The 25,836-nt window shown below is 61.9% G+C and carries 23 protein-coding genes, 1 tRNA gene and 2 pseudogenes; 12 read left to right on the forward strand and 14 right to left on the reverse strand.

The window, feature by feature from the left end; translation table 11 throughout:
- Window positions 1–23 precede the first annotated feature (23 nt).
- Window positions 24–2,039: an excinuclease ABC subunit UvrB gene (uvrB, locus tag QZH45_RS20500; protein WP_024776485.1), complete on the reverse strand. Its 2,016-nt coding sequence runs from the start codon at window positions 2,037–2,039 to the stop codon at window positions 24–26.
- Between the two features lie 333 nt (window positions 2,040–2,372).
- On the opposite strand from uvrB, the gene QZH45_RS20505 reads away from it, so the two are divergent.
- The 4 genes from QZH45_RS20505 (at window position 2,373) to QZH45_RS20520 (ending at window position 4,597) form a co-directional block, all read left to right on the forward strand.
- On the forward strand, window positions 2,373–3,569 hold the full coding sequence (locus QZH45_RS20505) for an amino acid aminotransferase (protein WP_024776484.1): 1,197 nt from the start codon (window positions 2,373–2,375) through the stop codon (window positions 3,567–3,569).
- Window positions 3,570–3,809: 240 nt separating this feature from the next.
- Window positions 3,810–3,885 (forward strand) — tRNA-Asn (locus QZH45_RS20510).
- A 246-nt stretch (window positions 3,886–4,131) separates the two neighbouring features.
- On the forward strand, window positions 4,132–4,326 hold the full coding sequence (locus QZH45_RS20515; RefSeq protein WP_024776483.1) for a hypothetical protein: 195 nt from the start codon (window positions 4,132–4,134) through the stop codon (window positions 4,324–4,326).
- 88 nt (window positions 4,327–4,414) lie between these two features.
- The gene (locus tag QZH45_RS20520; RefSeq protein WP_024776482.1) at window positions 4,415–4,597 is read left to right on the forward strand and encodes a hypothetical protein; all 183 of its coding nucleotides are present in this window, start codon (window positions 4,415–4,417) and stop codon (window positions 4,595–4,597) included.
- A 5-nt stretch (window positions 4,598–4,602) separates the two neighbouring features.
- Here QZH45_RS20520 and QZH45_RS20525 read toward each other — a convergent pair whose 3' ends face one another.
- Window positions 4,603–5,664, reverse strand: coding sequence for an AI-2E family transporter (locus QZH45_RS20525; RefSeq protein ID WP_024776481.1), 1,062 nt, complete (start codon window positions 5,662–5,664; stop codon window positions 4,603–4,605).
- Window positions 5,665–5,809: 145 nt separating this feature from the next.
- Here QZH45_RS20525 and yegQ point away from each other — a divergent pair, with 145 nt between their 5' ends.
- Window positions 5,810–7,135 carry a tRNA 5-hydroxyuridine modification protein YegQ gene (gene yegQ, locus QZH45_RS20530; protein WP_024776480.1) on the forward strand — a complete coding sequence of 442 codons (1,326 nt, stop codon included), beginning with the start codon at window positions 5,810–5,812 and terminating at the stop codon, window positions 7,133–7,135.
- Window positions 7,136–7,457: 322 nt separating this feature from the next.
- Here the strand turns inward: yegQ and QZH45_RS20535 are convergent, their stop codons facing one another.
- The 7 genes and pseudogenes from QZH45_RS20535 to QZH45_RS20565 form a co-directional block, all read right to left on the reverse strand.
- Window positions 7,458–8,279, reverse strand: coding sequence for a methyl-accepting chemotaxis protein (locus tag QZH45_RS20535; RefSeq protein WP_406822828.1), 822 nt, complete (start codon window positions 8,277–8,279; stop codon window positions 7,458–7,460).
- Window positions 8,280–8,363: 84 nt separating this feature from the next.
- Window positions 8,364–9,257, reverse strand: a pseudogene (locus QZH45_RS20540) (cache domain-containing protein); the annotation flags it as partial.
- Window positions 9,258–9,306: 49 nt separating this feature from the next.
- Entirely contained in the window at window positions 9,307–10,623 is a 1,317-nt protein-coding gene (locus QZH45_RS20545; protein WP_162164419.1) for a Na+/H+ antiporter family protein, read from the reverse strand.
- 140 nt (window positions 10,624–10,763) lie between these two features.
- Complete coding sequence (locus QZH45_RS20550; protein ID WP_024781143.1) at window positions 10,764–12,077, reverse strand: sensor histidine kinase; 1,314 nt, start codon at window positions 12,075–12,077, stop codon at window positions 10,764–10,766.
- A complete protein-coding gene (locus QZH45_RS20555; protein ID WP_024781142.1) occupies window positions 12,074–12,742 on the reverse strand; it encodes a response regulator transcription factor in 669 nt (222 codons plus the stop codon). The genes QZH45_RS20550 and QZH45_RS20555 overlap by 4 nt, the downstream gene beginning before the upstream one ends.
- The gene (locus QZH45_RS20560; protein ID WP_024781141.1) at window positions 12,742–13,053 is read right to left on the reverse strand and encodes a PepSY domain-containing protein; all 312 of its coding nucleotides are present in this window, start codon (window positions 13,051–13,053) and stop codon (window positions 12,742–12,744) included. The genes QZH45_RS20555 and QZH45_RS20560 overlap by 1 nt, the downstream gene beginning before the upstream one ends.
- Window positions 13,053–13,361 carry a PepSY domain-containing protein gene (locus QZH45_RS20565; RefSeq protein WP_081036581.1) on the reverse strand — a complete coding sequence of 103 codons (309 nt, stop codon included), beginning with the start codon at window positions 13,359–13,361 and terminating at the stop codon, window positions 13,053–13,055. The genes QZH45_RS20560 and QZH45_RS20565 overlap by 1 nt, the downstream gene beginning before the upstream one ends.
- Before the next feature lie 237 nt (window positions 13,362–13,598).
- Here QZH45_RS20565 and QZH45_RS20570 point away from each other — a divergent pair, with 237 nt between their 5' ends.
- From QZH45_RS20570 to codA, 5 genes are all read left to right on the forward strand, one after another.
- A complete protein-coding gene (locus tag QZH45_RS20570; protein WP_024781139.1) occupies window positions 13,599–14,678 on the forward strand; it encodes a hypothetical protein in 1,080 nt (359 codons plus the stop codon).
- Between the two features lie 82 nt (window positions 14,679–14,760).
- Window positions 14,761–15,117: a 6-carboxytetrahydropterin synthase QueD gene (gene queD / locus QZH45_RS20575; RefSeq protein WP_024781138.1), complete on the forward strand. Its 357-nt coding sequence runs from the start codon at window positions 14,761–14,763 to the stop codon at window positions 15,115–15,117.
- 251 nt (window positions 15,118–15,368) lie between these two features.
- Window positions 15,369–16,199 carry an alpha/beta fold hydrolase gene (locus QZH45_RS20580; RefSeq protein ID WP_069018293.1) on the forward strand — a complete coding sequence of 277 codons (831 nt, stop codon included), beginning with the start codon at window positions 15,369–15,371 and terminating at the stop codon, window positions 16,197–16,199.
- A 213-nt stretch (window positions 16,200–16,412) separates the two neighbouring features.
- Window positions 16,413–17,684, forward strand: a complete 1,272-nt coding sequence (gene codB / locus QZH45_RS20585) for a cytosine permease (RefSeq protein WP_024781136.1) — start codon at window positions 16,413–16,415, stop codon at window positions 17,682–17,684.
- Between the two features lie 14 nt (window positions 17,685–17,698).
- Complete coding sequence (gene codA, locus QZH45_RS20590) at window positions 17,699–18,946, forward strand: cytosine deaminase (RefSeq protein ID WP_024781135.1); 1,248 nt, start codon at window positions 17,699–17,701, stop codon at window positions 18,944–18,946.
- Between the two features lie 172 nt (window positions 18,947–19,118).
- On the opposite strand, the gene QZH45_RS20595 is transcribed toward codA, so the two are convergent.
- Window positions 19,119–20,108 (reverse strand): DeoR family transcriptional regulator, encoded by a 990-nt coding sequence (locus QZH45_RS20595; RefSeq protein ID WP_024776592.1) that lies wholly within the window; start codon window positions 20,106–20,108, stop codon window positions 19,119–19,121.
- 180 nt (window positions 20,109–20,288) lie between these two features.
- On the opposite strand from QZH45_RS20595, the gene QZH45_RS20600 reads away from it, so the two are divergent.
- Window positions 20,289–21,440, forward strand: a complete 1,152-nt coding sequence (locus QZH45_RS20600; RefSeq protein ID WP_024776593.1) for an MFS transporter — start codon at window positions 20,289–20,291, stop codon at window positions 21,438–21,440.
- A 10-nt stretch (window positions 21,441–21,450) separates the two neighbouring features.
- Here the strand turns inward: QZH45_RS20600 and QZH45_RS20605 are convergent.
- From QZH45_RS20605 to QZH45_RS20620, 4 genes and pseudogenes are all read right to left on the reverse strand, one after another.
- Window positions 21,451–21,537, reverse strand: a pseudogene (locus QZH45_RS20605) (RNA polymerase subunit sigma-24); the annotation flags it as partial.
- Window positions 21,538–21,777: 240 nt separating this feature from the next.
- Window positions 21,778–22,218 (reverse strand): carboxymuconolactone decarboxylase family protein, encoded by a 441-nt coding sequence (locus tag QZH45_RS20610; protein WP_024776594.1) that lies wholly within the window; start codon window positions 22,216–22,218, stop codon window positions 21,778–21,780.
- 103 nt (window positions 22,219–22,321) lie between these two features.
- The gene (locus tag QZH45_RS20615) at window positions 22,322–23,764 is read right to left on the reverse strand and encodes a mechanosensitive ion channel family protein (RefSeq protein ID WP_024776595.1); all 1,443 of its coding nucleotides are present in this window, start codon (window positions 23,762–23,764) and stop codon (window positions 22,322–22,324) included.
- A 183-nt stretch (window positions 23,765–23,947) separates the two neighbouring features.
- Window positions 23,948–24,814: a pirin family protein gene (locus QZH45_RS20620; RefSeq protein ID WP_024776596.1), complete on the reverse strand. Its 867-nt coding sequence runs from the start codon at window positions 24,812–24,814 to the stop codon at window positions 23,948–23,950.
- 107 nt (window positions 24,815–24,921) lie between these two features.
- Here QZH45_RS20620 and QZH45_RS20625 point away from each other — a divergent pair, with 107 nt between their 5' ends.
- Window positions 24,922–25,830 carry a LysR family transcriptional regulator gene (locus tag QZH45_RS20625; protein WP_024776597.1) on the forward strand — a complete coding sequence of 303 codons (909 nt, stop codon included), beginning with the start codon at window positions 24,922–24,924 and terminating at the stop codon, window positions 25,828–25,830.
- The last annotated feature ends 6 nt before the right edge of the window (window positions 25,831–25,836 follow it).

The raw sequence follows: 25,836 nt of genomic DNA on the forward strand, positions 1-25,836 counted from the left end.
GGCCCTTAAGGCCACGGCAAAACTCAGACAGTGAGCAACCGCTCGCGCAACTTGCCAATCTCGTCCCGCAATTGCGCCGCCGCTTCGAATTCCAGGTCCCGGGCCAGTTGGTACATTTTCTCTTCCAACTGACGGATACGCTTGGTGATTTCGCTCGGCGAGCGCAGTTCCGCTTCGTAGCGGGCGCTCTCTTCGGCGGCCTTGGCCATGCCCTTGCGCTTCTTGCTGCGCGAACCGGGCACGGTGGCACCTTCCATGATATCGGCAACGTCCTTGAACACCCCTTTGGGCGTGATGCCATTGGCCAGGTTGAAGGCGATCTGCTTGTCACGACGGCGCTCAGTCTCACCGATGGCCCGTTCCATGGAGCCAGTGATGCGGTCGGCATACAGAATCGCCCGGCCATTGAGGTTACGCGCCGCCCGGCCGATGGTCTGGATCAGCGAGCGCTCGGAGCGCAGGAAGCCTTCCTTGTCGGCGTCGAGGATCGCCACCAGCGACACTTCCGGCATGTCCAGGCCTTCGCGCAGCAGGTTGATGCCCACCACCACGTCGAAGGTGCCCAGGCGCAGGTCGCGGATGATCTCGACCCGCTCCACCGTGTCGATATCCGAATGCAGGTATCGCACCCGCACGCCATGATCGGCCAGGTAATCGGTGAGGTCCTCGGCCATGCGCTTGGTCAGGGTGGTCACCAGGACCCGCTCGTCGATGGCCACGCGCTTGTTGATTTCCGAAAGCAGGTCGTCGACCTGGGTCAGCGCCGGGCGCACTTCGACTTGCGGGTCCACCAGGCCGGTCGGCCGCACCACTTGCTCGACCACGCGACCGGCATGCTCGGCTTCGTAGTTGCCGGGGGTGGCCGAGACAAAAATAGTCTGCGGGCTCACGCCTTCCCATTCATCGAAACGCATCGGCCGGTTGTCCAGCGCCGAAGGCAGGCGGAATCCGTATTCCACCAGGGTCTCCTTGCGGGACCGGTCGCCTTTGTACATCGCGCCCACCTGGGGCACGCTGACATGGGATTCGTCGATCACCAGCAAGGCGTCGGCCGGCAGGTAGTCATACAAGGTGGGGGGCGGCGCACCCGCCGGGCGGCCCGACAGGTAGCGCGAGTAGTTTTCGATACCGTTGCAATAACCCAGTTCAAGGATCATTTCCAGGTCGAACCGGGTCCGCTGCTCCAGGCGCTGGGCTTCCACCAGCTTGTTGTTCGAGCGCAGGTACTCCAGGCGCTCCTGGAGCTCGGCCTTGATCCCGTCAATGGCGTCCAGCAGGGTTTCCCGCGGCGTGACATAGTGGCTCTTGGGGTAGAAGGTGAAGCGTGGCAGCTTGCGGATCACCTCGCCGGTCAGCGGATCGAACGCCGAAATGCTCTCCACCTCGTCATCGAACAGTTCGATGCGGATCGCCTCCAGGTCGGATTCCGCGGGGTAGATGTCGATCACATCCCCGCGCACCCGGAACGTTGCCCGGGCGAAATCCATGTCGTTGCGGGTGTATTGCAGGTCCGCGAGGCGGCGCAGCAAGGCACGCTGGTCGAGTTTGTCGCCGCGATCCACGTGCAGCACCATCTTCAGGTACGTTTCCGGGCTGCCCAAGCCGTAGATGCACGACACCGTGGTGACGATGATCGCATCCTTGCGCTCGAGCAACGCCTTGGTCGCCGACAGCCGCATCTGCTCGATGTGGTCGTTGATCGAGGCGTCCTTCTCGATGAAGGTGTCCGACGACGGCACGTAGGCTTCCGGCTGGTAGTAGTCGTAGTAAGAGACGAAGTACTCCACGGCGTTGTTCGGGAAGAACGCCTTGAACTCGCCATACAGCTGAGCCGCCAGGGTCTTGTTCGGTGCCAGCACCAGGGTCGGACGCTGCACCTGGGCGATCACGTTGGCGATGCTGAAGGTCTTGCCCGAACCGGTCACACCGAGCAACGTCTGGTGGGCCAGCCCCGCCTCGATGCCCTCGACCATCAGGCGGATGGCTTCCGGCTGGTCGCCAGCGGGCTTGAATCGGGTGACTAGCTGGAATTCAGACATAACATAACCTCTGGGTTCACGCCTGTCGGCCAGGCGACGGGAACGAGGAAGACCGAAACGACGGATGTCGCCCGAGGAAAAAGCTGGAATGCAGACAATGTGGAGGTGAATGCCTTAGCTTTCAAGACGAACGTCCTACACGCCTTGGAGTCTTTGACGCGGCGAAGGGACTAACGGTCGAAAAAAATCGAAAATACTTACCGTAAAAACCGAATCGCCTGTCGCCGTGTCCAGTGATGGCCTCTATACTAACTCCCCGTTTGTGCACCGCTCTAGTGCATCCGGCTGGAGCGCCACACGTCCCCCTCACACTCCATTCAGAGCCGCGCACTAATGAGCCTGTTTTCCGCTGTCGAATTGGCACCCCGCGACCCAATCCTGGGCCTCAACGAAGCATTCAACGCCGACACCCGTACCGATAAGGTCAACCTGGGGGTGGGTGTTTACTGCAATGAAGAGGGGCGCATTCCGCTTCTGCGCGCCGTTGTCGAAGCCGAGACGATTCGCGTGGCTCAGCACGTTTCCCGCGGATATCTGCCGATCGACGGCATCGCTGCCTATGACCAGGCGGTCCAGACCCTGCTGTTCGGCAAGGATTCGCCACTGATCGCCTCTGGCCGTGTCATCACCACCCAGGCTGTGGGCGGCACCGGTGCGCTGAAGATCGGCGCCGACTTCCTCAAGCAATTGCTGCCTGATGCCGTCGTGGCCATCAGCGACCCGAGCTGGGAAAACCACCGCGCCCTGTTCGAAACCGCCGGGTTTCCGGTGCAGAACTACCGCTACTACGACGCCGCCACCCACGACGTGAACCGTACCGGCCTGCTGGAAGACCTCAACGCCCTGCCCGACCGCTCGATCATTGTGCTGCACGCCTGCTGCCACAACCCGACCGGCGTGGACCTGAGCCCCGAGGACTGGAAAAACGTACTGGCCGTGGTCAAGGCCAAGAACCATGTGCCGTTCCTGGACATGGCCTACCAGGGCTTTGGCGACGGCATCGACGAAGACGCGGCGGCCGTGCGCCTGTTCGCCGAGTCGGGCCTGACCTTCTTTGCCTCCAGCTCGTTCTCCAAGTCGTTCTCCCTGTACGGCGAGCGCGTCGGCGCCCTGTCGATCGTCAGCGAATCGAAAGAAGAAAGTGCTCGCGTGCTTTCCCAGGTCAAGCGCGTGATCCGCACCAACTATTCCAACCCGCCGACCCATGGCGCCAGCATCGTTGCCGCCGTGCTCAACAGCCCAGAGCTGCGGGCCCAGTGGGAAGCCGAACTGGCGGAAATGCGCCTGCGGATCCGCGGCATGCGCAACCAGATGGTGGACATGCTGGCCAAGGCCGCGCCGCACCGCGATTTCAGCTTCGTCGCACGCCAGCGCGGGATGTTCTCCTACTCCGGCCTGACCGTTGAACAAGTGACCCGCCTGCGCAACGAATTCGGCATCTACGCCCTGGACACCGGCCGCATCTGCGTGGCCGCGCTGAACCAGAACAACATCGACGCGGTGACCAAGGCGATTGTTCAGGTGATCTGAAAACCCGCATAAAACCTGTGGGAGCGAGCCTGCTCGCGATGGCGGCGAATCATTCAACACCAATGTTGGATGACCCTCCGCCATCGCGAGCAGGCTCGCTCCCACAGTCGTTTTTTGCGGCATGATCCTTACTTGTGTGAAGCGGTAACAAGTGTTTGAGGGAAGCCCACGACCACTTAAACGCACCGCCCACCACCCAAAGCTTGACTTCTCTTTTCCAATCAGTAACATACGCGTCATTCCGCGATAGCTCAGTTGGTAGAGCAAGTGACTGTTAATCACTGGGTCCCTGGTTCGAGTCCAGGTCGTGGAGCCAGACAGCAACATCAAAAGCCCCTGAATCGAAAGATCCAGGGGCTTTTTTGTGGGCGAAAAACCTGCTGGAGGCCGTATAAGACCCGCCGGAGGTCGCTACCGGAACAATATTCCGGCGCCAAAAAGGCATTATGGTCTGAATCCTGCTTTCTTTTCCGCCAACCCGAGCTGTCACGTGAGCGTCATGGCTGTGCCGCAAGCTGGCCCTGTCCGACAACAACAGCTTCATAACAACAAGGACGAAGGTATGCCCACGCAAAACCCGCACCGCATCGTCGGCCTGTGCACCTCCGGCAAGGTGTACAACGTGCTGACCGAGCTCAAGCACCTGGAAGGCCATCGCACAGCCAAGTTCCTGTCTTTGTTGACGGAAAACCTGGTGCGCAAGGGCGTGCTCAATGAACGGGAAGTGGTGCATATGCTTGATCTGGTCGTCGACTGAGCGGCATCGATTCCCACTATTGAAGCGGTTGATTTTTCCCCTTGCCGGCTGAGTCGTAAGGTAACCCCATCGATAGATGGAGGTTCCCATGCTCAATATTCAAATCATGTCTGTCATTGGCAGCGCCGTCCCCGCCGCACTCCGTGAACGCGGCCTGTTGGCCTGCTGGTATCTGGTCCAGGACGGGGTCACCATCAGCGGTCCGCTGACGTCACTGCCCGCCGCCCAGGCCTTGTCGCAGCGCATCGGCACCTACATGTTGAGCGCCTAAGACCGCTAGGGCAATTTCACCCGGGGCGCGCTTTCGACAAACAAGGCCCAGCTGGAAATGAACAAGGCGGCGATGAGAGGCCCGATCACGAACCCGTTCAGCCCGAACACCGCCAGGCCGCCCAGTGTCGAGACCAGGACCATATAATCGGGCATCTTGGTGTCCTTGCCCACCAGGATCGGGCGCAGGAGATTATCCACCAGGCCGATCACGAACACGCCGAACAGCGTCAGCACAACGCCTTGCCAGATCGCCCCGCAGAGCAGGAAATACACCGCCACCGGCGCCCAGACGATGCCCGCCCCCACCGCCGGCAAAAGCGACAGGAAGGCCATCAGCACGGCCCAGGGCAACACGGTTGAAATGCCCAGGATCCAGAAGATCAGCCCACCCAGTGCTCCCTGGGTGATCGCGACCAGCAGGTTGCCCTTGACCGTCGCCCGTACCACCCGATTGAACTTCAATTGCAGGCGCCGCTTCTGGTACTCCGCCAGGGGCACAGCCGTGCGCACCTTGCGCACCAGTTCCGTGCCGTCGCGCAAGAAGAAGAAGAGCAGGTAAAGCATCACAAAGAAGCTGACCAGGAACTGAAACGTCCCCTGGCCGAAGCTGAAGGCCTGGGTGGCGAAGAACTCGCTGCCCTGCATGGCACTCTTGACGATCTTGTCCCGCAGCCCGCTCAGGTTACCCAGGCCGAAGCGGTCCAGCAGATGCTGGAAGTACGGCGGCAAGGCGTCCTTGAACCGCGCCAGGTAATCGGCAATGTCCAGCTCCCCACTTTCCAGGCTCTTGTACAACGCAGTGCCTTCCTGGACCAGCAGCGTGCTGATGACGATCACCGGCAGGATCGCGATGACCACACAGATGCCCAGGGTGCACAACGAAGTGACATTGCGCGGCCAGCCGAATTTCAGTTGCAGGCGATGTTGCATCGGCGCGAAGACAATGCCGAGGATGATCGCCCAGAACACCGCCCCATAGAACGGCAACAGGATCCAGATGAAAGCGATACTGACCAGGATCAGCAGCAGCATTTGGGATTTGTATTGCAGGCTCTTTCGGTTCATTTGCTTTCCATGTCCCTGGCTCGTAAATATTAGTCAGTCAGGACTCGCAGGAGTGCCGTTGCGTTCACCGGCTCCATTGATCCAGATCAACAGCGCCTGGCCAGCCGTGGCGTACCCTCGGCGCTTTTTGCGATCAGACGCCACCATGCCCCTCGTAGCTCCCGAACTGCTTGCCCCGGCCGGCACCCTGAAGAACATGCGCTATGCCTTCGCCTATGGCGCCGATGCGGTCTATGCCGGCCAGCCGCGCTACAGCCTGCGGGTGCGCAACAATGAATTCGACCACGCCAACCTGGCCCTGGGCATTCGTGAAGCCCACACGGCGGGCAAGCGCTTCTACGTGGTGGTGAACATTGCGCCGCACAACGCCAAGCTGCGCACCTTCCTCAAAGACCTCGAACCGGTGATTGCCATGGCACCCGATGCGCTGATCATGTCCGATCCGGGCTTGATCATGCTGGTGCGACGGCATTTCCCGCAGATGCCGATCCATCTGTCGGTGCAGGCCAACACGGTGAACTGGGCGAGCGTCGAGTTCTGGCAGCAGCAGGGCCTGAGCCGGATTATTCTTTCTCGAGAATTGTCCCTGGAGGAAATCGCCGAGATCCGCCAGCAAGTGCCGGCCATGGAACTGGAGGTGTTCGTCCACGGGGCCCTGTGCATGGCCTATTCCGGGCGTTGCCTGTTGTCCGGCTACCTGAATCGGCGCGACGCCAACCAGGGCAGTTGCACCAACGCCTGTCGCTGGAAATATTCGGCCCAACCCGCGGTGGAAAACGCCGTGGGCGACATCGTGCACAGCTATCAACCCGAACCCACCCTGGGCCTCGGCGCGCCCACCGACCAGGTATTTCTGCTCCAGGAGGCCAACCGTCCGGACGAATCCATGCCGGCTTTCGAGGATGAGCACGGCACCTACATCATGAACGCCAAGGATCTGCGGGCCGTGCAGCATGTGGAGCAATTGACCCGCATGGGCGTGCACTCCCTGAAAATCGAGGGCCGGACCAAGTCGCACTTCTACTGCGCGCGCACAACCCAAGCGTATCGCCAGGCGATCGATGATGCCGTGGCCGGCCGCAAATTCGACCTTGGCCTGATGACCGATCTGGAATCACTGGCCCAGCGCGGCTACACCGAAGGCTTCCTGCGCCGGCATGTGCACGATGAATATCAGAACTACCAGAACGGCAGCTCAGTCTCGGAGCGCCAGCAGTTCGTCGGCGAACTCACCGGCGAGCGGCGCGAACGCCTGGCTGAAGTACGGGTCAAGAACCGCTTCGAGTTGGGCGACCACATGGAACTGATGACTCCCAAGGGCAACTTTCACTTCGATCTGCATCAATTGCAGAACGTGAAAGGCCAGAGCATCGACGTTGCGCCGGGGGACGGGCATGTGGTGTACGTGCCGATACCGGATGCGGTGGACCTGCGGTTCGGGTTGTTGATGCGGGATGTGCGCAAGCCATAGGACGGGGCGGGCTTGGCAGTTGGCATCCTTGCCAACTGACCCACCGCTATCGCGAGCAGGCTCGCTCCCACAGGGTCCGGGCTTAATCTGATACCTACATGTCACCACCGATCCCTTGTGGGAGCGAGCCTGCTCGCGATAGCGGTGGTCAGTCATGAATGTTTAACGGGCTCACCATTCCAACAGGGATGGGTGTTGACCAATGGATCGCGACAGGAACTGCCGAAGGCTGCGATCCTCCTTTCCCGATAGGGCCTGGTACTCCAGGCGAAGACATCTGGATCGGAAGCAGAAGATCGCAGCCTTCGGCAGCTCCTGGACGTCAGATCCGGAACTGCCCGACCAATTTGCCCAGGCGCTGGCCCAGGTCATTCAGGCTACGGGAGGTCTGGGCGCCGAGTTGGGTTTCGTCGGCCACACTGTCCACCGCCACGGCGATCTGATGCACGCTGCGATTGATTTCCTCGGCCACCGCGGTCTGCTCTTCCGCGGCGCTGGCGATCTGGGCGTTCATCGAGTTGATGGTGCCGATCAACTGCGCCATGGTGTCCAGGGACGCTCCCGCCTCGTTGGCGCGAACCGATGTACCGTCGCCAGCCTCACTGGAACGACGCATCGCTTCGACCGCTGCATGGGTGCCCGATTGCAGACGGTCGATCATGCCCTGGATTTCCTGGGTGCTCTGCTGGGTCCGGCTGGCCAGGGCACGGACCTCATCGGCCACCACCGCGAAACCACGCCCCGCCTCCCCGGCACGCGCCGCCTCGATGGCCGCGTTGAGAGCCAGCAGGTTGGTCTGCTCGGCAATCGAACGGATCACCCCGAGCACGCTGACAATCGAGGCCACGTCCTGTTGCAGGCTGTCCAGGGACACGCCACTGCTGCGAATGTCGTTCACCAGCGCATGAATCTGCTGGATGCTGCCGGCCACCACGCGCTTGGCAGACTGACCTTCTTCGTCGGTCTGCTGGGCGGCCACGGCGGCGCCCTGGGCGCTACGGGCCACTTCCTGGGCGGCGGACGACATCTCGTTGATCGCCGTGGCGACCTGGTCGGTTTCGTGGCGCTGACGCTCCATGGCCTGCTCGGAACGCTGGGCCTGCTCGGAGACCTGGGTCACCAAACCGGTCAGTTGCGAAGTCATGTCGGTGATCTGCCGCACCAGGCCATGGATCTTGTCGACGAAGCGGTTGAACGAGCCGGCCAGCTGGCCGAGTTCGTCCTGGCTGGTGATCGCCAGGCGCCGGGTCAGGTCGCCCTCGCCCGCCGCGATGTCGTCGAGGTTGTCCTTCATCAGGTGCAAGGGTCGCAAGATGGTGTTGGCCAACAGCAGGCCCACTACCACAATGACCAGCAATACCACGGCGGCGATGCCGACAATGCTCAGTATCACGCCTTGCACACGCTCATGGACCTTGGCTTCCACCAGAGCCACCTGGCCTTCGATGCCATCCAGGTTGACCGAACTGCCGACCGCCATGTCCCACTTGGACAGGTATTCGGTGTAGCCGAGCTTGGGCACCAGATCCTTGCTGTTGGGCAGTGGCGAGCTGTATTCGAGGTAGTGAGTCCCGTCCTTGGCAACTTTCACCAGGTCACGGTTGACGTAGACACCGTTCGGGTCACGGTTTTCCTTGAAACTCTTGCCCACGCCGTCAGGGCTGTTGGCCTTGAACAGGCGCACGGTTTCGGAGTCGTAGCCGAAGAAGTAGCCATCCTTGCCGTAACTGATGTTCGACAGCAGCTTGATGGCCTGGGCCCGCGCCGCGTTATCACCGGGAGCGGCGGCATCATACAGCGGTTTGATGGCGGTCAGGCCCACCGCTACGTAGCTCTGCAGCGTCGCCTTGGCATCAGCTAGCAGGCGTTCGCGGGTCTGCTGCACCTCTTTGTCGGCCTGCATCGTCAGGATGTAGGCCGTGGTCAGGCTGATGATCACAGCGGACAACAATACCGGCAATATTGCCAGGGACAGGACTTTAGCCTTCAGGCTCAGGCGCATGCTGGTCACTCTTGTAGGTGTTATTGGCGTGGTTAGCTGTGTTAACGGCAAGCGGAGGGAAAACTGTAGGCCAATAATAAAAGCAATCGCGAGCAGGCTCGCTCCCACATTGGAATGCATCTCCCTGTGGGGCGAGCCTGCTCGCGATAAAGGTGACCGGGGTCTGGGGCTACAGCACCATCGCCGCCACCCAACCGAACGCCAGTAAAGGCAGGTTGTAGTGAATGAAGGTCGGAACCACGGTGTCCCAGATATGATGGTGCTGGCCGTCGACGTTCAGGCCAGAGGTTGGGCCGAGGGTTGAATCCGACGCAGGCGAACCCGCATCGCCGAGGGCGCCGGCAGTGCCGACGATGCAGACGATCGCCAACGGGCTGAAACCCAGCTGCAGGCACAGCGGCACGAAAATCGTGGCCAGGATCGGTACGGTGGAGAATGACGAGCCGATGCCCATGGTCACCAGCAGGCCCACCAGCAACATCATCAGCGCGCCGACACCCTTGTTGTGGCCAATCCAGGCTGCCGAGGTTTCCACCAGGCTCTGGACTTCACCAGTGGCCTTCATCACCTCGGCAAACCCCGAGGCAGCGATCATGATGAAGCCGATCATCGCCATCATTTTCATGCCTTCGGTAAACAGGTCGTCAGTCTCGCGCCAGCGCACTACCCCCGACAGCGAGAAAATCAGGAACCCGGCCAGGGCACCGATGATCATCGAATCCACCAGCAGCTGAATCGCGAACGCTGCTGCCACGGCCAACCCGGCCACCATCAGGCTCATCGGGTTGTAGCGCACAGCCACTTGCTCGACCCGGGCGATTTTCTTCAGGTCGTAGACACGCTTCTTGCGGTAGCTGAACAACGACAGCAGCAAGCCGAACACCATGCCCAGCGCCGGGATACCCATGGCGTGGGCAACGTTGATGCCGCTGACGTCCACGCCGCTGCGGGTGATACTGGCGAGCAGGATTTCATTGAGGAAAATATTGCCGAACCCCACTGGCAGGAACATGTAGGGAGTGATCAGGCCGAAGGTCATGACGCAGGCGATCAGCCGGCGATCCAGTTGCAACTTGGTCAGCACGTAGAGCAGCGGCGGCACCAGCAACGGGATGAAGGCGATGTGAATCGGCAGGATATTCTGGGATGCGACGGCAACCATCCCAAGCAAGCCGATCAATACCCATTTGATGCCCGAGCCACCGGCGGCGTCCTGACGGTCCACCATGGCCAGAACCTTGTCGGCCAGAGCATGGGCCATGCCGGACTTGGCAATCGCCACTGCGAAAGCACCGAGCAAGGCGTAGGACAGCGCCACCGTCGCACCGCCACCCAGGCCCGCATTGAACGCCTTGAGCGTCGCCTCGATGCCCAGACCGCCGGTCAGGCCACCCACCAATGCGCCGATAATCAGCGCGATCACCACATGCACGCGGGAGAGGCTGAGCACCAGCATGACGCCAACCGCGGCAATTACTGCATTTATCATCGTTACCTCAAGGCACTGCGGTGCAAAGCCACCGGAAAAAAGGCGGGGACTTTGCAGCAAGCGGCGCCAAGCTGCAAGGGCCGTGCGGCGGGTTTCGGGGTGTTTTCAATATTCATCCTGTGGGAGCGAAAATCTTGTCAGCGTCGTGGCAGTTCGATCAGGACTTTCAACCCGCCCCACTCGCTGTCGTGCAGGGCCAGGGTCCCGCCCCAGGTATCGACGATGTCCCGCACGATACCGAGCCCCAGGCCGTGGCCGTCGGTCTGCTCGTCCAGGCGCGTGCCCCGGCTGAAGACCTGGTCGCGCCGCTGCTCGGGAATGCCCGGACCATCGTCTTCCACTGCCAGGATGAATGCCTCGGCCGTCTCGGTCACGGTCAGGCGCACTTCGGCATCCGCCCATTTGCAAGCGTTATCCAGCAGGTTACCCAGCAGTTCCAGCAGGTCTTCCCGGTCCCAGGGCAGGTGCTGGCCTGGCGCGGCAACATAACTCAGATGCAGATGCTCGCCGTGAATCATGTTCAGCGTCGCCAGTAGCCCAGGCAGCTCCGCATCGCAGGCCAGCTGCGCACCGGGCAAGGCATCGCCGGCCAGTCGGGCGCGGTTGAGTTCACGATTCAGGCGCTGGCGCACCTGCTCCAGTTGTTCGAGCAGCAACTTGCGCAATTCGGGATACGGCTCGAGCTTTTCATTCGAGGCCAGGCTTTGCAACACCGCCAGCGGGGTTTTCAGGGCGTGGCCCAGATTGCCCAGGGCGTTGCGCGAACGCTTGAGGCTGTCTTCAGTGTGGGCCAGCAGATGATTGATCTGCGCCACCAGCGGTTCCAGCTCAAGGGGTACCTGTTCGTCGAGTTGCGAACGCTGTCCTCGCTGCAACTGAGCGATCTGTTCCCGGGCTTTTTCCAGCGGACGCAAGGCTCGGCGCACCGTCAACCGTTGCAACAACAGAATCAGCAGCAACCCGGCCAGACCGAGGCCGAGGCCGATCTGCTGCATGCGCAGGAAACTGTCGCGCACAGGCGTGTAGTCCTGGGCCACGCTGATGGAAATCGCCTGGCCCAGGCGTCGGTAGTCGGTGCGCAATACCAGCAGCTTCTGGCCTTCAGGCCCCAGTTGCAGGTTGCTGTGCAGGCCCGGATGGTCGAGCCTGGGCAGTTCCTGATCCCACAGGGAACGGGAACGCCAGTGCACGTCAGCGAAATCGATGCGGAAATAATGCCCGGAGAACGGCCGCAGATAGGCCGGCGACAAGCGCCGCTCATCCAGTTGCAGCCCCTGGGGGCCGCGCACCAGGGCCACTAGCAGACTCTCGCTGTCGTTGCGCAACCCGGCTTCCAGGTAGCGCTGCAACCCCAGCTCGAACAGCCACAGACTGGTTTGCGCCAGGACCAGGCCGACCACCACCATCACACCGATCAGTCCTAGGCTCAGACGTCGCTGGATGGATCTCACCGGGCCTGCCCGCCGAACAGGTAACCCTGGCCGCGACGGGTTTCGATCACGCTGCGTCCCAGCTTGCGTCGCAGGTGATTGACGTGGACTTCCAGCACATTGGAATCACGCTCGGTTTCACCGTCATACAAATGTTCGGCGAGATGGCTCTTGGAAAGGATCTGCTCGGGGTGAAGCATGAAATAGCGCAGCAGGCGGAATTCAGCGGCAGTCAGTTGGATGTCCGCGCCGTCGCGAACCACGCATTGGCGCCCCTCATCCAGATGCAGCCCGGCGGCCTGGAGCGTCGGCTGGTTGGCCTGGCCATGGGAGCGGCGCAGCAGCGCCTGGACCCGCAGGTGCAGTTCCTCGGGATGAAAGGGTTTGGTCAGGTAATCGTCGGCACCAGCCTTGAGACCCTCGATGCGTTCAGCCCATGAGCCGCGGGCGGTAAGGATCAGCACCGGAGTACTCAGGCGGCCAGCGCGCCATTGGGCCAGCACCTCGAGCCCCGGCACACCTGGCAGGCCAAGGTCGAGGATGATCAAGTCATAGGGTTCGCTGCTGCCCTGATACACCGCGTCGCGACCGTCGGCGAGCCAATCGACGGCATAGCCCTGCCGTGTCAGTCCGGCCATCAACTCATCGGCCAGGGGAACGTGATCTTCCACCAGAAGCAGGCGCATCAGTCTTCCTTATCTTTGAGTAACCGGCCGGATGTGGCCTCAAGGTCCAATTCCCGCACTACGCCGTCGGTGTCCAGCAGCTCGACCTCATAAATATAGACGCCGTGTTTCTCCTCCAGCTCGGCCTCCAGCAACTTGGCGCCGGGGTGCAGATCCAGCGCCTGTTGCAGCAGCTGTTCCAGCGGCAGTATCACGCCCCGCTGGCGCAGTTGCAGGGCCTCGTCCTGGTCCAGGTCCCGCGCCATGACCACCGAACAAAACGCCAGCAGCACCAGCGGCCATCGACTGCGGGCGCAGAGATTAAGCTTCATTAAGTATCCTGATGATTCTTGAGCACCTTGCCGGTAACGGCGTCCAGTTCCATATCCCATTCAACGCCCTGGGTGTCGCGCAGTTCCACCTGATAGATGAACTTGCCGTATTTTTCCTCCAGCTCTGTATCGGTCACGGTGGCGCCAGGATGCTTGGTCAAGGCGGCGGCGTTGAGTTTTTCAAAGGATTGAATGGTACCAGCGTCTTGCAGCTTTCGGGACTCGTCCGGGCCGAGGTCCCGTGCTTGAGCAAAGCCGGCGCCCAGGGCCATGAGCGTTGCGATGAAAAAGGCAGTCAGGCGGTTCAAGGGTTATCTCCTTTTTATAATCGTCACGGAGCGACTGTAGCCGGATGAACTTAACTGAAACTGAATTGCCATCATGGGACACAGATCAACGGCCGCGCCCTGTGGAGCGAGCCTGCTCGCGATGGCGGCGTATCAGATGACAATAAAGTGACTGACCCACCGTCATCGCGAGCAGGCTCGCTCCCACAGGGATTTGTGTCGCTATAATCCGTTGCCTGCCCAAGCCAAGAGACTGGTATGACCGCCATCCACATCAAGTTTCCCGCCCTCACCCTCAAGGCTGGTCCCCGTGCCCTGGCGCGGATCCGCGAAGCCGGTCTCAAGGCGGCCGACGTCGGCATCCTGCCAGGCGCCGCCGGTGGCCCCAAGGCCCTGGGCATCCAGGGGCTGGACCTGGCACTGTTTGGCGAATGGCTGCCCGCTGCACCAAGGGAGCGTTCGTTGATCGGGGCCTCGGTGGGCTCCTGGCGCTTCGCCAGCGCCTGCCTGCCGGATGCCGCCGAAGGCATCCGACGCCTGGGCACTTTGTACAACGGGCAAAGTTTCGCCAAAGGCGTGACCATGGCCGGGGTCAGCCAGAGTTCGCAGCGCATGCTCGACGACCTGCTCGAAGGCCGCGACGCGACGATCCTCGCCAACCCCCACTACCGGCTCAACATCATGGTAGTCAAAAGCCACGGTTTGCTCGCGCAGGATCATCGCGGGCGGTTGGGCCTGGGTCTGTCGTCGGTGATTGCCGACAACCTGCGAAGCCGGGCGCGGCTGTCGCGGCATTTCGAACGACTGATCATCCACGATCCACGCCTGGCACCGCCGCTGCATCCCTTGAACGATTTTCCGTCACGTTTCGTCCCACTGCAGGCCGGCAATCTGCGTCAGGCACTACTGGCCTCGGGCTCGATCCCGATGGTGATGGAGGGGGTGCGCGACCTGCCGGGAGCCGGTGCCGGTACCTACCGCGACGGCGGCTTGCTGGACTATCACCTCGACCTGCCCTACAGCGGCGAAGACATCGTGCTGTATCCCCATTTCACCGACCGGGTCATTCCCGGCTGGTTCGACAAAAGCCTGCCGTGGCGCCGGGGTAACATTGGGCGCCTGCAGGATGTCCTGTTGGTGGCGCCATCCCGTGAGTACCTGGCTCGCCTGCCCTACGGCAAGCTGCCAGACCGGAACGACTTCAAGCGTTTCATGGGCGATGACGCGAGCCGCCGCACCTATTGGCAGACGGCGATGGACGAGAGCCGCCGCCTGGGCGACGAATTCCTTGAATTGGCGGCCAGCGGTGGTCTGGGCGAGCGTTTGCTGACCCTTTAGTCAGCATGAGCGCGCAACGCCAGAGCCAAACTGATAAACTGCGCCGCCTGCTTCGCGACCGCTACCTTAAAGAGCCTTTACCTTGGAAATTTTCAAAGAGTTCACCTTCGAATCCGCCCATCGCCTGCCCCACGTACCGGACGGCCACAAATGCGGCCGCCTGCACGGTCACTCGTTCAAGGTGGCGATTCACCTGAGCGGCGAGATCGACTCGCACACTGGCTGGATTCGTGACTTCTCGGAAATCAAGGCGATCTTCAAGCCGCTCTACGAGCGCCTGGACCACAACTACCTCAACGATATTCCTGGCCTGGAAAACCCCACCAGCGAAGTCCTCGCCAAGTGGATCTGGAACGAACTCAAGCCGTTGCTGCCGGAACTCAGCGCCATCCGCATCCATGAGACCTGCACCAGCGGTTGCATCTATCGCGGCGAGTAACCCGCAGTCCCAATCTTGAAAAGAGCTTTTGCGGCGAGGGGATTTATCTGTGGCGAGGGGATTTATCCCCGCTGGGCCGCGAAGCGGCCCCAAAACCAACATCAGTGCGTCAGGTTGATTCGCTTCGTATCTTTGGGGCGCGCTGCGCACGCCAGCGGGGATAAATCCCCTCGCCACAGATGTGTTTTCCCCAGGAAAACTGAACTGGCCTATGCTCTATCCCCTGACCCCCCTTCAGTGGAGCATCGACCATGACCGACTGGCCGCTGGATCAGGCATACACCTTCAACGGACACGCCATTCGCTACGCCATCCACGGTGACGGGCCGCCATTGGTATTCGTCCATGGCACGCCCTTTTCGTCCTACGTGTGGCATCGAATCGCCCCGCTCTTCAGCGCCACCCATCGGGTGCATTATTTTGACCTGTTGGGTTATGGCCAATCTGCGCAGCCCGATGCCGATGTCTCCCTCGGCATCCAGAACCACCTGCTCGCGCAACTGCTGGAGCATTGGGGCCTGGACTGCCCTGATGTGGTGGCCCACGACTTTGGCGGCGCCACCGCCCTGCGCACGCACCTGCTCAATGGCAAAGACTACCGCAGCCTGACGCTGATCGATCCGGTGGCGCTATCCCCCTGGGGCTCACCCTTCGTCCAGCATGTGCGACAGCACGAAGCAGCCTTCAGTGGGCTGCCCGATTACATTCAGCGCGCTATTGTGCCGACGTATATCCGGGGCGCGATCAAGCGGGACATCCCGGACGCAGAATTGGCGCCCTACGTGCAGCCGTGGCTCGGTGAGACGGGCCAGGCCGCGTTTTATCGGCAGATTGCGCAAATGGACGAGCGTTACACCCGCGAAGCAGAGAACCTGTATTCGAGCGTGCGCTGCCCGACACAGATACTGTGGGGGGAGGATGACCAATGGATCCCCATCGAGCGCGGCCGGGCGCTGCACGCGCTGATTCCAGGCGCGCAATTCCACCCGGTGGTGAACGCCGGGCATCTGGTCCAGGAAGACGCCCCGGAAGCCATTGTGGCGGCTGTATTACGATTCCTGCCACTGCCCCGCCCGACCTGACGCGCACTGCTCCTGTGGGAGCGGGCTTGCTCGCTCCCACAAAGGATATGCAGGGTAATGCGAACCGTGTTCCAACTTGAATCATCGTTGCACCACTTTCATTCCCCGCCCGCCCCCATTTCCCCGGATTGTCTATAAATAACCTCGCGATCATTCGCTTGGCACGACCGCTGCACGCTTGCGACATTTTCCCTCCTGCGCAAGGACCGCCACATGACTCAGAACGATCCAGGCAACGACTACCCGTTGAGCGAAGTCCCGATGCATGCCCGCAAGGGCCTGGCTTCCACAGCCATGGTGCTGCTGGGTTTCACCTTTTTCACCGCCACGATGTTTGCCGGCGGCAAGCTGGGAGTGGCATTCGGCTTTACCGAAATGCTCACCGTGATCGTGATCGGTAACCTGCTGCTGGGGCTCTATGCCGCTGGGCTGGGCTACATCGCGTTCAAGAGCGGGCTCAATTCAGTGCTGATGGGCCGTTTCTGTTTTGGCGAGGTCGGCAGCAAGCTCAGCGACCTGATCCTGGGCTTCACCCAGATCGGCTGGTACGCCTGGGGCACGGCGACTGCCGCGGTGGTGCTGGGTAAATACTTCGGCTTGGGCGAAGGCACCGTGCTGGCGCTGATGGTGCTGTTCGGGCTGGGGTTCTGCGCCACGGCATACATCGGTTATCGCGGGTTAGAGATTCTCTCGTACATCGCCGTGCCGGCCATGATGTTGCTGCTGATGCTGTCGATGTGGGTCGCGACGGTAAAAGTCGGGGGCCTGGAGGGCTTGCTGGCGGTGGTGCCCACGGGCAGCCTTGATGAGTCCACCGCTATCACGCTGGTGTTCGGCACCTTCGTCAGCGGCGCCACCCAGGCGACCAACTGGACCCGGTTTTCCCGTTCGGCGAAAGTCGCAGTGCTGGCAAGCCTGATTGGTTTCTTCGTCGGCAACGGCCTGATGGTGTTGATCGGCGCTTACGGTGCCATCGTCTACCAGCAGCCGGATGTGGTCGAAGTACTGCTGTTGCAGGGCTTCGCCATGGCGGCGATGGCGATGCTGCTGCTCAACATCTGGAGCACCCAGGACAACACCATCTACAACTTCGCCGTGGCCGGTTGCAATCTGCTACGCACCCGTCGGCGCAAGACCGTCACCCTGGGTGGCGCCGTGATCGGTACCCTGCTGGCGCTGCTGGGCATGTACGACATGCTGGTGCCGTATCTGATCCTGTTGGGGACAGTAATCCCGCCCATTGGCGGTGTGATCATGGCCGATTTCTTCTTCCGCTGGCGCGGGCGCTATCCACGCCTGGCCGATGCGCGGCTGCCAGCCTTCAACTGGCCGGGGTTGCTGGCTTATGGGCTCGGCACCGTCGCGGCGTTCAATTCGCCCTGGGTGGCACCGCTGGTAGGAATCGCCACTGGCGCGCTAACGTATGTGCTATTGATCGGCGTCATGGGTACCCGGACCACCGAAGCGCCACTCCAAGACCTATAAAAAGGATTCGCCCGATGCACATCATCAACGCCCGCCTGCGCAACCGCGAAGGTTTGTATGAACTGCACCTGGAAAACGGCCTGATCGCCAGCATCGCGCGCCAGACCGAGGCCCCCAGCCTCGGACCGCAGGACCTCGATGCAGGCGGCAATCTGGTGGTGCCGCCCTTCGTCGAGCCGCACATTCACCTGGACGCCACCCTCACTGCCGGCGAGCCGCGCTGGAACATGAGTGGCACGTTGTTCGAAGGCATCGAATGCTGGGGCGAACGCAAGGCCACCATCACCGAGGAAGACACCCGGACACGCGCGACGAAAACCATCCAAGCCCTCGCTGCCCATGGTATCCAGCATGTGCGCACCCACGTCGACGTCACCGACCCCGAACTTACCGCCCTCAAGGCGATGCTGGAAGTGCGCGAGCAAAGTCGTCATTTGATCGACCTGCAGATCGTCGCGTTTCCCCAGGAGGGCATCGAGTCCTACCGCAACGGCCGCGAACTGATGGAAGAAGCGATCCGCCTGGGTGCAGACGTGGTGGGCGGCATTCCGCACTTCGAATACACCCGCGACCAGGGTGTCAGCTCGGTGAAATACCTGATGGACCTGGCCGAGCGCACCGGCTGTCTGGTGGACGTGCATTGCGACGAAACCGACGATCCCCATTCGCGCTTCCTCGAAGTGCTGGCCGAAGAAGCCCGCAGCCGCGACATGGGCGCCCGGGTCACCGCCAGCCATACCACGGCCATGGGTTCCTACGACAATGCCTATTGCGCCAAGCTGTTTCGCCTGCTCGGGCACTCGGGGATCAGCTTCGTCTCCTGCCCCACCGAAAGCATCCACTTGCAAGGACGCTTCGATACCTTCCCCAAACGCCGCGGCGTCACCCGGGTCAACGAACTGCTGGAAGCCGGGATGAACGTGTGTTTCGGCCAGGACTCCATCGTCGACCCGTGGTATCCCCTGGGTAACGGCAACATCCTGCGGGTACTCGAAGCCGGCCTGCACATCTGCCACATGCTCGGCTATCGCAACCTGCAAAGCGCCCTCGACCTGGTCACCGACAACAGCGCCAAGGCCATGGCTCTGGGCGAACGCTACGGCCTGGAACCAGGACGCCCGGCGAACCTGCTGATCCTGTCGGCCGACAGCGACTACGAAGTGATCCGCAGCCAGGGGCTGCCGCTCTACTCGATTCGCAATGGTGAAGTGCTGATGAAGCGACAGATGCCGGTGGTGGAGTTTGGGCCGCAGTTGGGCTGAGCGATCCGACGATAGCGGTCTGTCCGTTGACCGTGAGGTGGCTGGCCCGACGCTATCGCGAGCAGGCTCGCTCCCACAGGGAGGCTGCGGCGGACACAAGATGTATGCTTGCGAAGATCCAATGTGGGAGCGAGCCTGCTCGCGATAGCGTCATCAGCAGCACCACCGCGCGCTAAAGGAGCCGCGCCGTCCCAAACAGACTGACCTGCACCAACTCCCCGCCCACCTCTGTCAGCAGGATTGGCGCAGTCCCCCCCGGCATCACCACTCTCACCGGCCCTGCTTTCACCCAACCCACCCACCACGCGGCGCTGGCCACCGCACTGGCGCTGGTGCCGGAAGAAGCGGTCGGTCCTTCGCCCCGCTCAAACACGCGGGCGGCGATCCGTCCTTCGGCCTCGAGCCAGGCCCATTGCAGGTTCACCCCCGCCGGGCATGGAATCCCGGCGCCACCGGGCGTGGCATAGGCGATACGGGTCAAGCTTTGGGAAAGTGCCGGGGCGCGCATCTGTGCATTGCTCGGCAGCGCTTCGGCGCTGTCCACCAAGGTCACGCAATGGGGATTGCCCATACTTACGAACTGGCTGTTGCCCCATGCCGGGTTCAACGCCTGGAGCACCGCCACCCGACTGACTTCGCGCTGATTGAAGCGCACGCTTTCCGTCGTTTGGGCAGCGACAGCCTGTGACCCGAACAGCGGTTGCCCCAGGTTCAACCAGAAGCCTTGCGAGCCCTCGAACTCAGCGGCCCGAACCGACGTTTGCAGCGGCGAAGAGCCTTCGTGCTTGTCGTGATGAACCTGCAACACACAATCGTCCTCTCCCGGCATCAAGCCTTGCGCCTGCAGGGCATGGGAGAAAATGGTCAGGCCGTTGCCGCTGCGCTCGGCCAGGGTACCGTCGGTGTTGACGATCAACACGTCGAAGGGCGGTTCGTCCTGGAACGGTCCGATCAGCAGGCCGTCGCTGCGATGCGCCTTGGCGCCCGGCGGCCGCTCACCGGGCGCCCATGCGCAGAACCCATGCACCGCAGCCGCGGCCCAGGATTCACGGACCTGTGCCGCCAGGGCCGCCGATGGCGGCAGATCCACACCTTGGGCACGGACCTGCTGCGGTGAAACGACACCATAGATATTGCCGCGTGCATCGTAGAACTGCGTCATGAATCGGATCCGCATTCAACCAGACAGGGCCGCCACTGTATGCTGCCCTGGCCCGTGGGAGCAAAGCTTGCTCGCGATGCAGCGCCCTCGGTCGGCACCTTGAGGTCGCCGTGAGGTCAGTGGATATGCCAGCATAGGGTTCCCCCCCGCATCACAGCATCGCAAAACCAAGGACGATTCATGACTGCCATCACGCCCCCACCCACCTTCGTCCCCGGACGCCTGGAACAGATGTCCACTCGCATCGCCTATCTCATCGCCGGCGTCGGCATCGCCGCCTGGGCGCCACTGGTACCTTACGCCAAGGCGCGGGCGAACCTGGATGAAGGCACCCTCGGCCTGCTGTTGTTGTGCCTGGGAGTGGGCTCGATCCTGGCGATGCCGATTTCCGGTGCATTGGCAGCGCGGTTCGGCTGTCGGCGGGTGCTGAGCGGTGGCACGATCCTGATCTGCCTGGCGCTGCCTTTGCTGGCGACGATGAGCACGTTTTCCTGGTTGGTGACCGCGTTGTTCCTGTTCGGCGCCGGGCTTGGCACAGTGGACTCGACCGTGAACCTGCAAGCGGTGATCGTCGAACGGGCCAGTGGCAAGACCATGATGTCGGGCTTCCACGGTATGTTCAGCCTCGGCGGGATCATCGGCGCGGCCGGGGTAAGCGCCCTGCTCGGCCTCGGGCTGTCGCCGCTGGGCGCGACGCTGGTGGTCAATGGGCTGCTATTGGTGGCGCTGTTCAAGGCCGCGCCGCACTTGCTGCCTTACGGCAGTGAAAGCTCGGGCCCGGCGTTCGCCGTTCCCCACGGTGTAGTGTTGTTTATCGGCATCCTGTGTTTCATCGTGTTCCTGGCCGAAGGCGCGGTGCTGGACTGGAGCGCGGTGTTCCTGGCCACCGAACGGGGGGTCGAGACCGCCTACGCCGGACTGGGTTATGCCGCGTTCGCGCTGACCATGACCGTCGGCCGCCTGACTGGCGATGCGGTGGTGCACCGCCTGGGCGCCCGACGGGTGATCATCTGTGGCGGCACCACGGCCGCAGTCGGCTTCCTGCTGGCCACCCTGGCGCCGATGTGGCAGGCGGCGCTGTTGGGTTACGCGTTGGTGGGGGCTGGCTGTTCGAACATCGTGCCGGTGTTGTACACCGCCGTCGGCAAACAGACCCTGATGCCCGAAGCGATCGCCGTACCGGCCATCACCACCATCGGCTACGCCGGCATCCTGGCGGGCCCGGCGCTGATCGGGTTTATTGCCCATGGCAGCAGCCTGAGCGTGGCCTTCGGAGTGCTGGCGCTGTCGCTGGTGGGGGTGGCGGCCAGTGGGAAGATCCTGAAAGTCTGAATGGCACCGAAGCCTTCGTGGCGCCCCGTCGACCTCCGCGCCGATGGCCATCCACTGCAACGTCGCGCGCTGTCTGGTGCAGATAGGCTCGTGGCTGCCCGCCCCCCGGAAGGCGTTGTATCAACCGCTATCGAAGTCGACTGATGCAGCGCCTTCGCAAGCAGGCACGCTCCCACTTTGGATTCGGAATATACGCGGCATTTGCATACGCCACTTGCCCCTGTGGGAGCCGGGCTTGCCCGCGAAGACGGCTGCACATTCAACATCTTTGTGACAGAGACTTCACTTTCGCGAGCAAGCAGACTCCCACAGGCTATTTCGAGCGTCTATGGATGCTTCACGCCTCGGGCATCTTGCGAAAGCCCACCGCCAGGCGGTTCCAACCGTTGATGGCGTTGATTGCCACGGTCAGGTCGACCATTTCCTTGGGGCTGAAATGCTCGTTCAACAGTTCATAGTCAGCGTCCGGCGCATGAGTGTCGCTCAGGCGGGTCAGGGCTTCGGTCCAGGCCAGCGCGGCGCGCTCGCGAGGGGTGAAGAACGGTGCTTCGCGCCAGGCGGTCACGGCGTACAGGCGACGCTCCGTCTCGCCGTCCTTGCGGGCATCGGCGGTGTGCATGTCGATGCAGAAGGCACAGCCGTTGATTTGCGAGGAGCGCAGCTTGACCAGTTCGAGCAGGGACTTCTCCAGGCCCAGTTTCATGACAGCGTTTTCCAGGGCCAGCATGGCTTTGAAGGCGTCGGGGGAAGCGGTGTAGAAATCGATACGCGGTTGCATGGTGTGCTCCAGAACAATGGGGTGTGGCGCTACGTTAGCCCCAGGCTGGCGCGGTACAAATAGCCAATTATTGGGAAGTTCGAGTGACCAATGGGCAAGTTGTTCAGGCCCGGTTGCGCAGCCATTGCAAGAAGCGCTTCTTGGCCACGGGCTTGGGGGCTTCGCGGATCAGGTTCTGGGCGAGGTTCATCCGCACATCCAACAGGTTCTTCATGGCATCGTTGATGTCGTGACGGGCGTCGAGACAGGGTTTGAGGTAGTCCTTCTCGATGCGATAAAGGGTGCAGAACGTCTTTGCCGAAAAATTTGCCAGTGCGGCCAGATCGGAAATGATGCCCGCTTCGCCAATCACTTCTCCCGGCCCCATGCGCCCGCCTTCGAACACTTGGCCGTTGCGCACCATGGTCACGCTGACTACGCCGGACTCAATGATGAACAGATGATCGCTGACCTCGCCGGCTGGCAGAATCATGTCCCCGGCACGAAATGTCTGCAGGGTCATGTTCTGGCTGAAGGTGTCTTTTTCTTCCTGGCGCAACGTCGAGAAAATGCTTGAGCTGTCCAGCAACGCACGAGGTCGTGACGAAACGTTGGACGAGGCGCTTTCACTGTTGGACAGGAGACTGATCCCCGACGCCCGCAGGTGCCGGAATGCCAGGTCGAACAGTTGATTGCGCACCTCGCGCTTCTGGGCTCTCGTGGCTACAAAACCGCTGATCTCGTATTCCGCCCCGATGCTGGTGGAGCTTTTCAACGTTACGCAAGGGGCCGGCACGGCGAGCAACGCGCGACAACCGATCATGGCGCGCTCCAGCGCATCGATCACCTTCTGAGGCCGGGCGTGGGGACTGACCTGGACGCTGATGGACAAACCGTGCACATCGCTGGGCCGGCTGAAGTTGATGACCTTGGCCTTTGCCGCCAGCGAGTTGGGAATCACCGCCATGCTGCCCTGGGCAGTCTGCAACCGCGTGGCGCGCCAGTCGATGTCAGTGACCCGGCCCTCGGTGCCGTCGATGGAGATCCAGTCATCGAGCTGATAAGGCTTGGTGGTGTTGAGCACGATGCCGGAGAACACATCGCTGAGGGTGCTTTGCAAGGCCAGGCCGACGATGATAGCCATCGCACCGGACGTCGCCAGCACACCCTTGACCGGCAGATCCAGGACATAAGCCAACGCGGCAATCACGGCGATCAGGAAGATCACCGCACCGAGCAGATCCTGCAACAACCGTCCGGTATGGCCGACCCGTTGCATCATCACGGCGCCGATAAGCACCGTCAGGGTACGTGCGGCGAACAGCCACCAGGCGATCTGCAAACCGGTGGCCGCCAGGTGCCGCGGCACATCGTCGACCCACTGCGCCGGCTCCATGGGGTTGAGGCCTTCATTGAACAGCAACATGCTGAACAACGAAAAAATCACCAGCCGCCCGCCGATTTTCCAATAGGTCCGCTCCATATTGACCAGTCGCCACAACAGCATGTCGAGCACAAGCAGCACCAGGGCGCAGAGCAGCGGGTGATCGGTGATCAGAGACAGCATGGGGGACAGCTCCAGGAAGGCCATTGGCGAGCAGATTGGCACAGATGAACACGCCGTGGAATCACCACACCCCTTGTGGGAGCGAGCCTGCTCGCGATGTCGGTTGGTCCGTCAACGCATCAGCGACTGGCAGACCGCTATCGCGAGCAGGCTCGCTCCCACATGGACCGGTATGGCTGGCTATCAGTTGTCCATCCGGCCGAAATGCCCGGAATGGAAGTCATTGAAGGCCTGGTGGATTTCCTGCTCGCTGTTCATCACGAACGGGCCATGGCCGACGATGGGTTCGTCGATGGGCTCGCCGCTGAGCAACAGCACCACCGCGTCGTTATTGGCGTGCAAGGTCAACTGGTCGCCGGCCCGGTCGAACAGGGCCAGTTGCCCCGCCTCGATCCGCTCGCGACCGTTGGCCTGGACCGTGCCATGCAGTACCACCAGTGCCGTGTTGCGGCCTTCGTGCAGGTCGAGGGTCAGGCTCTTGCCGGCGTTCAAGCGGATATCCCAGACATCAATGGGCGTGAAGGTCTTCGCCGGGCCTTGTTGACCCTCGAAGGTCCCGGCGATCAGGCGCAGCCTGCCAGCGTCGTCCTTCAGTTCAATGTTCGGAATGTCATTCTTGAGCAGCGTCTGGTAGCCGGCCGGGGCCATCTTGTCCTTGGCGGGCAAGTTGACCCACAGTTGGACCATTTCCATGAACCCACCCTGGCGGGCGAAGGCTTCGGAATGGAACTCTTCATGGATGATGCCGGAAGCGGCGGTCATCCATTGCACGTCGCCCGGGCCGATCTTGCCGCCGCTGCCGGTGGAGTCCCGGTGTTCCAGCTCGCCCTGGTAAACGATGGTCACGGTTTCAAAACCCCGATGCGGATGCTGGCCGACACCGCGACGCTGATCGGTGGGGGTGAATTCGCTTGGGGCCGCATGATCCAGCAGCAGAAACGGACTGATGTGTTTGCCCAGGTTGTCGTAGGAAAACAACGTGCGTACCGGGAAGCCGTCACCGACCCAATGGGGTCGCGGGCTGGTGTACAGGCCAATGATCTTTTTCATGCTGCTTCTCCCAATCAGGTGTTGCGATTCGATGGATACAGCTTAAAACTGGGACCTTTGATGCACTAGACTGCAAAAATCGGCCTTAGCGTTCTATCTGGAGAACGATCATCGAAGACCTGAACACGCTCTACTATTTCACCCAGGTGGTCGAACACGGTGGTTTCGCCGCTGCCGGTCGGGTGCTGGACGTGCCCAAGTCCAAGCTCAGCCGACGCATTGCACAGTTGGAAGAGCGCCTGGGCGTGCGGTTGATCCATCGCACCAGCCGGCATTGTTCGTTGACCGAGATCGGCCAAGCCTACTACCAGCGCTGCCTGGCGATGCGGGTCGAGGCCGAGAGCGCGGCCGAAGTGATCGAGCGCAACCGCTCCGAACCCCAGGGGCTGGTGCGCATCAGTTGTCCGACGGCGTTGCTCAACAGTTGGGTCGGGCCGATGCTGACCCGCTACATGATCCGTTACCCATGCGTGGAGTTGTTCATCGAGAGCACCAACCGCCGGGTCGACCTGATTCACGAAGGATTCGATATCGCGTTGCGGGTGCGTTTCCCGCCGCTGGAAGACACCGATATGGTGATGAAAGTGCTGGGCAAGAGCACCCAATGCCTGGTGGGCAGCCCGATTTATCGTGAGCGCTTGTCCTCCCCCGCTTCCCCGGCCGACCTCAACGGCTTGCCCAGCCTGCACTGGGGAGCGGCGCAACGGGAGTATCAATGGGAGTTGTCGGGTCCGGACGGCGCCAGCGCACTGATCCGCCATGCGCCACGCATGGTCACCGACGATTTGCTGGTCCTGCGCCAAGCGGCACTGTCAGGAATCGGCATTGTCCACCTGCCCCACGTGCTGGTCCGCGATGACTTGGCGGCTGGGCAACTGGTGGAGTTGGTACCGGGCTGGGCGCCGAATTGCGGGATTGTCCACGCGATCTTCGCGTCACGCCGCGGGTTGTTGCCGTCGGTGCGGACATTGATCGATTTTCTGGCCGAGGAATTCAGCCAGAGTGATATGGCGTAGCGCAGT

The organism is Pseudomonas corrugata, assembly GCF_050920615.1.
Classification (GTDB): domain Bacteria; phylum Pseudomonadota; class Gammaproteobacteria; order Pseudomonadales; family Pseudomonadaceae; genus Aquipseudomonas; species Aquipseudomonas corrugata.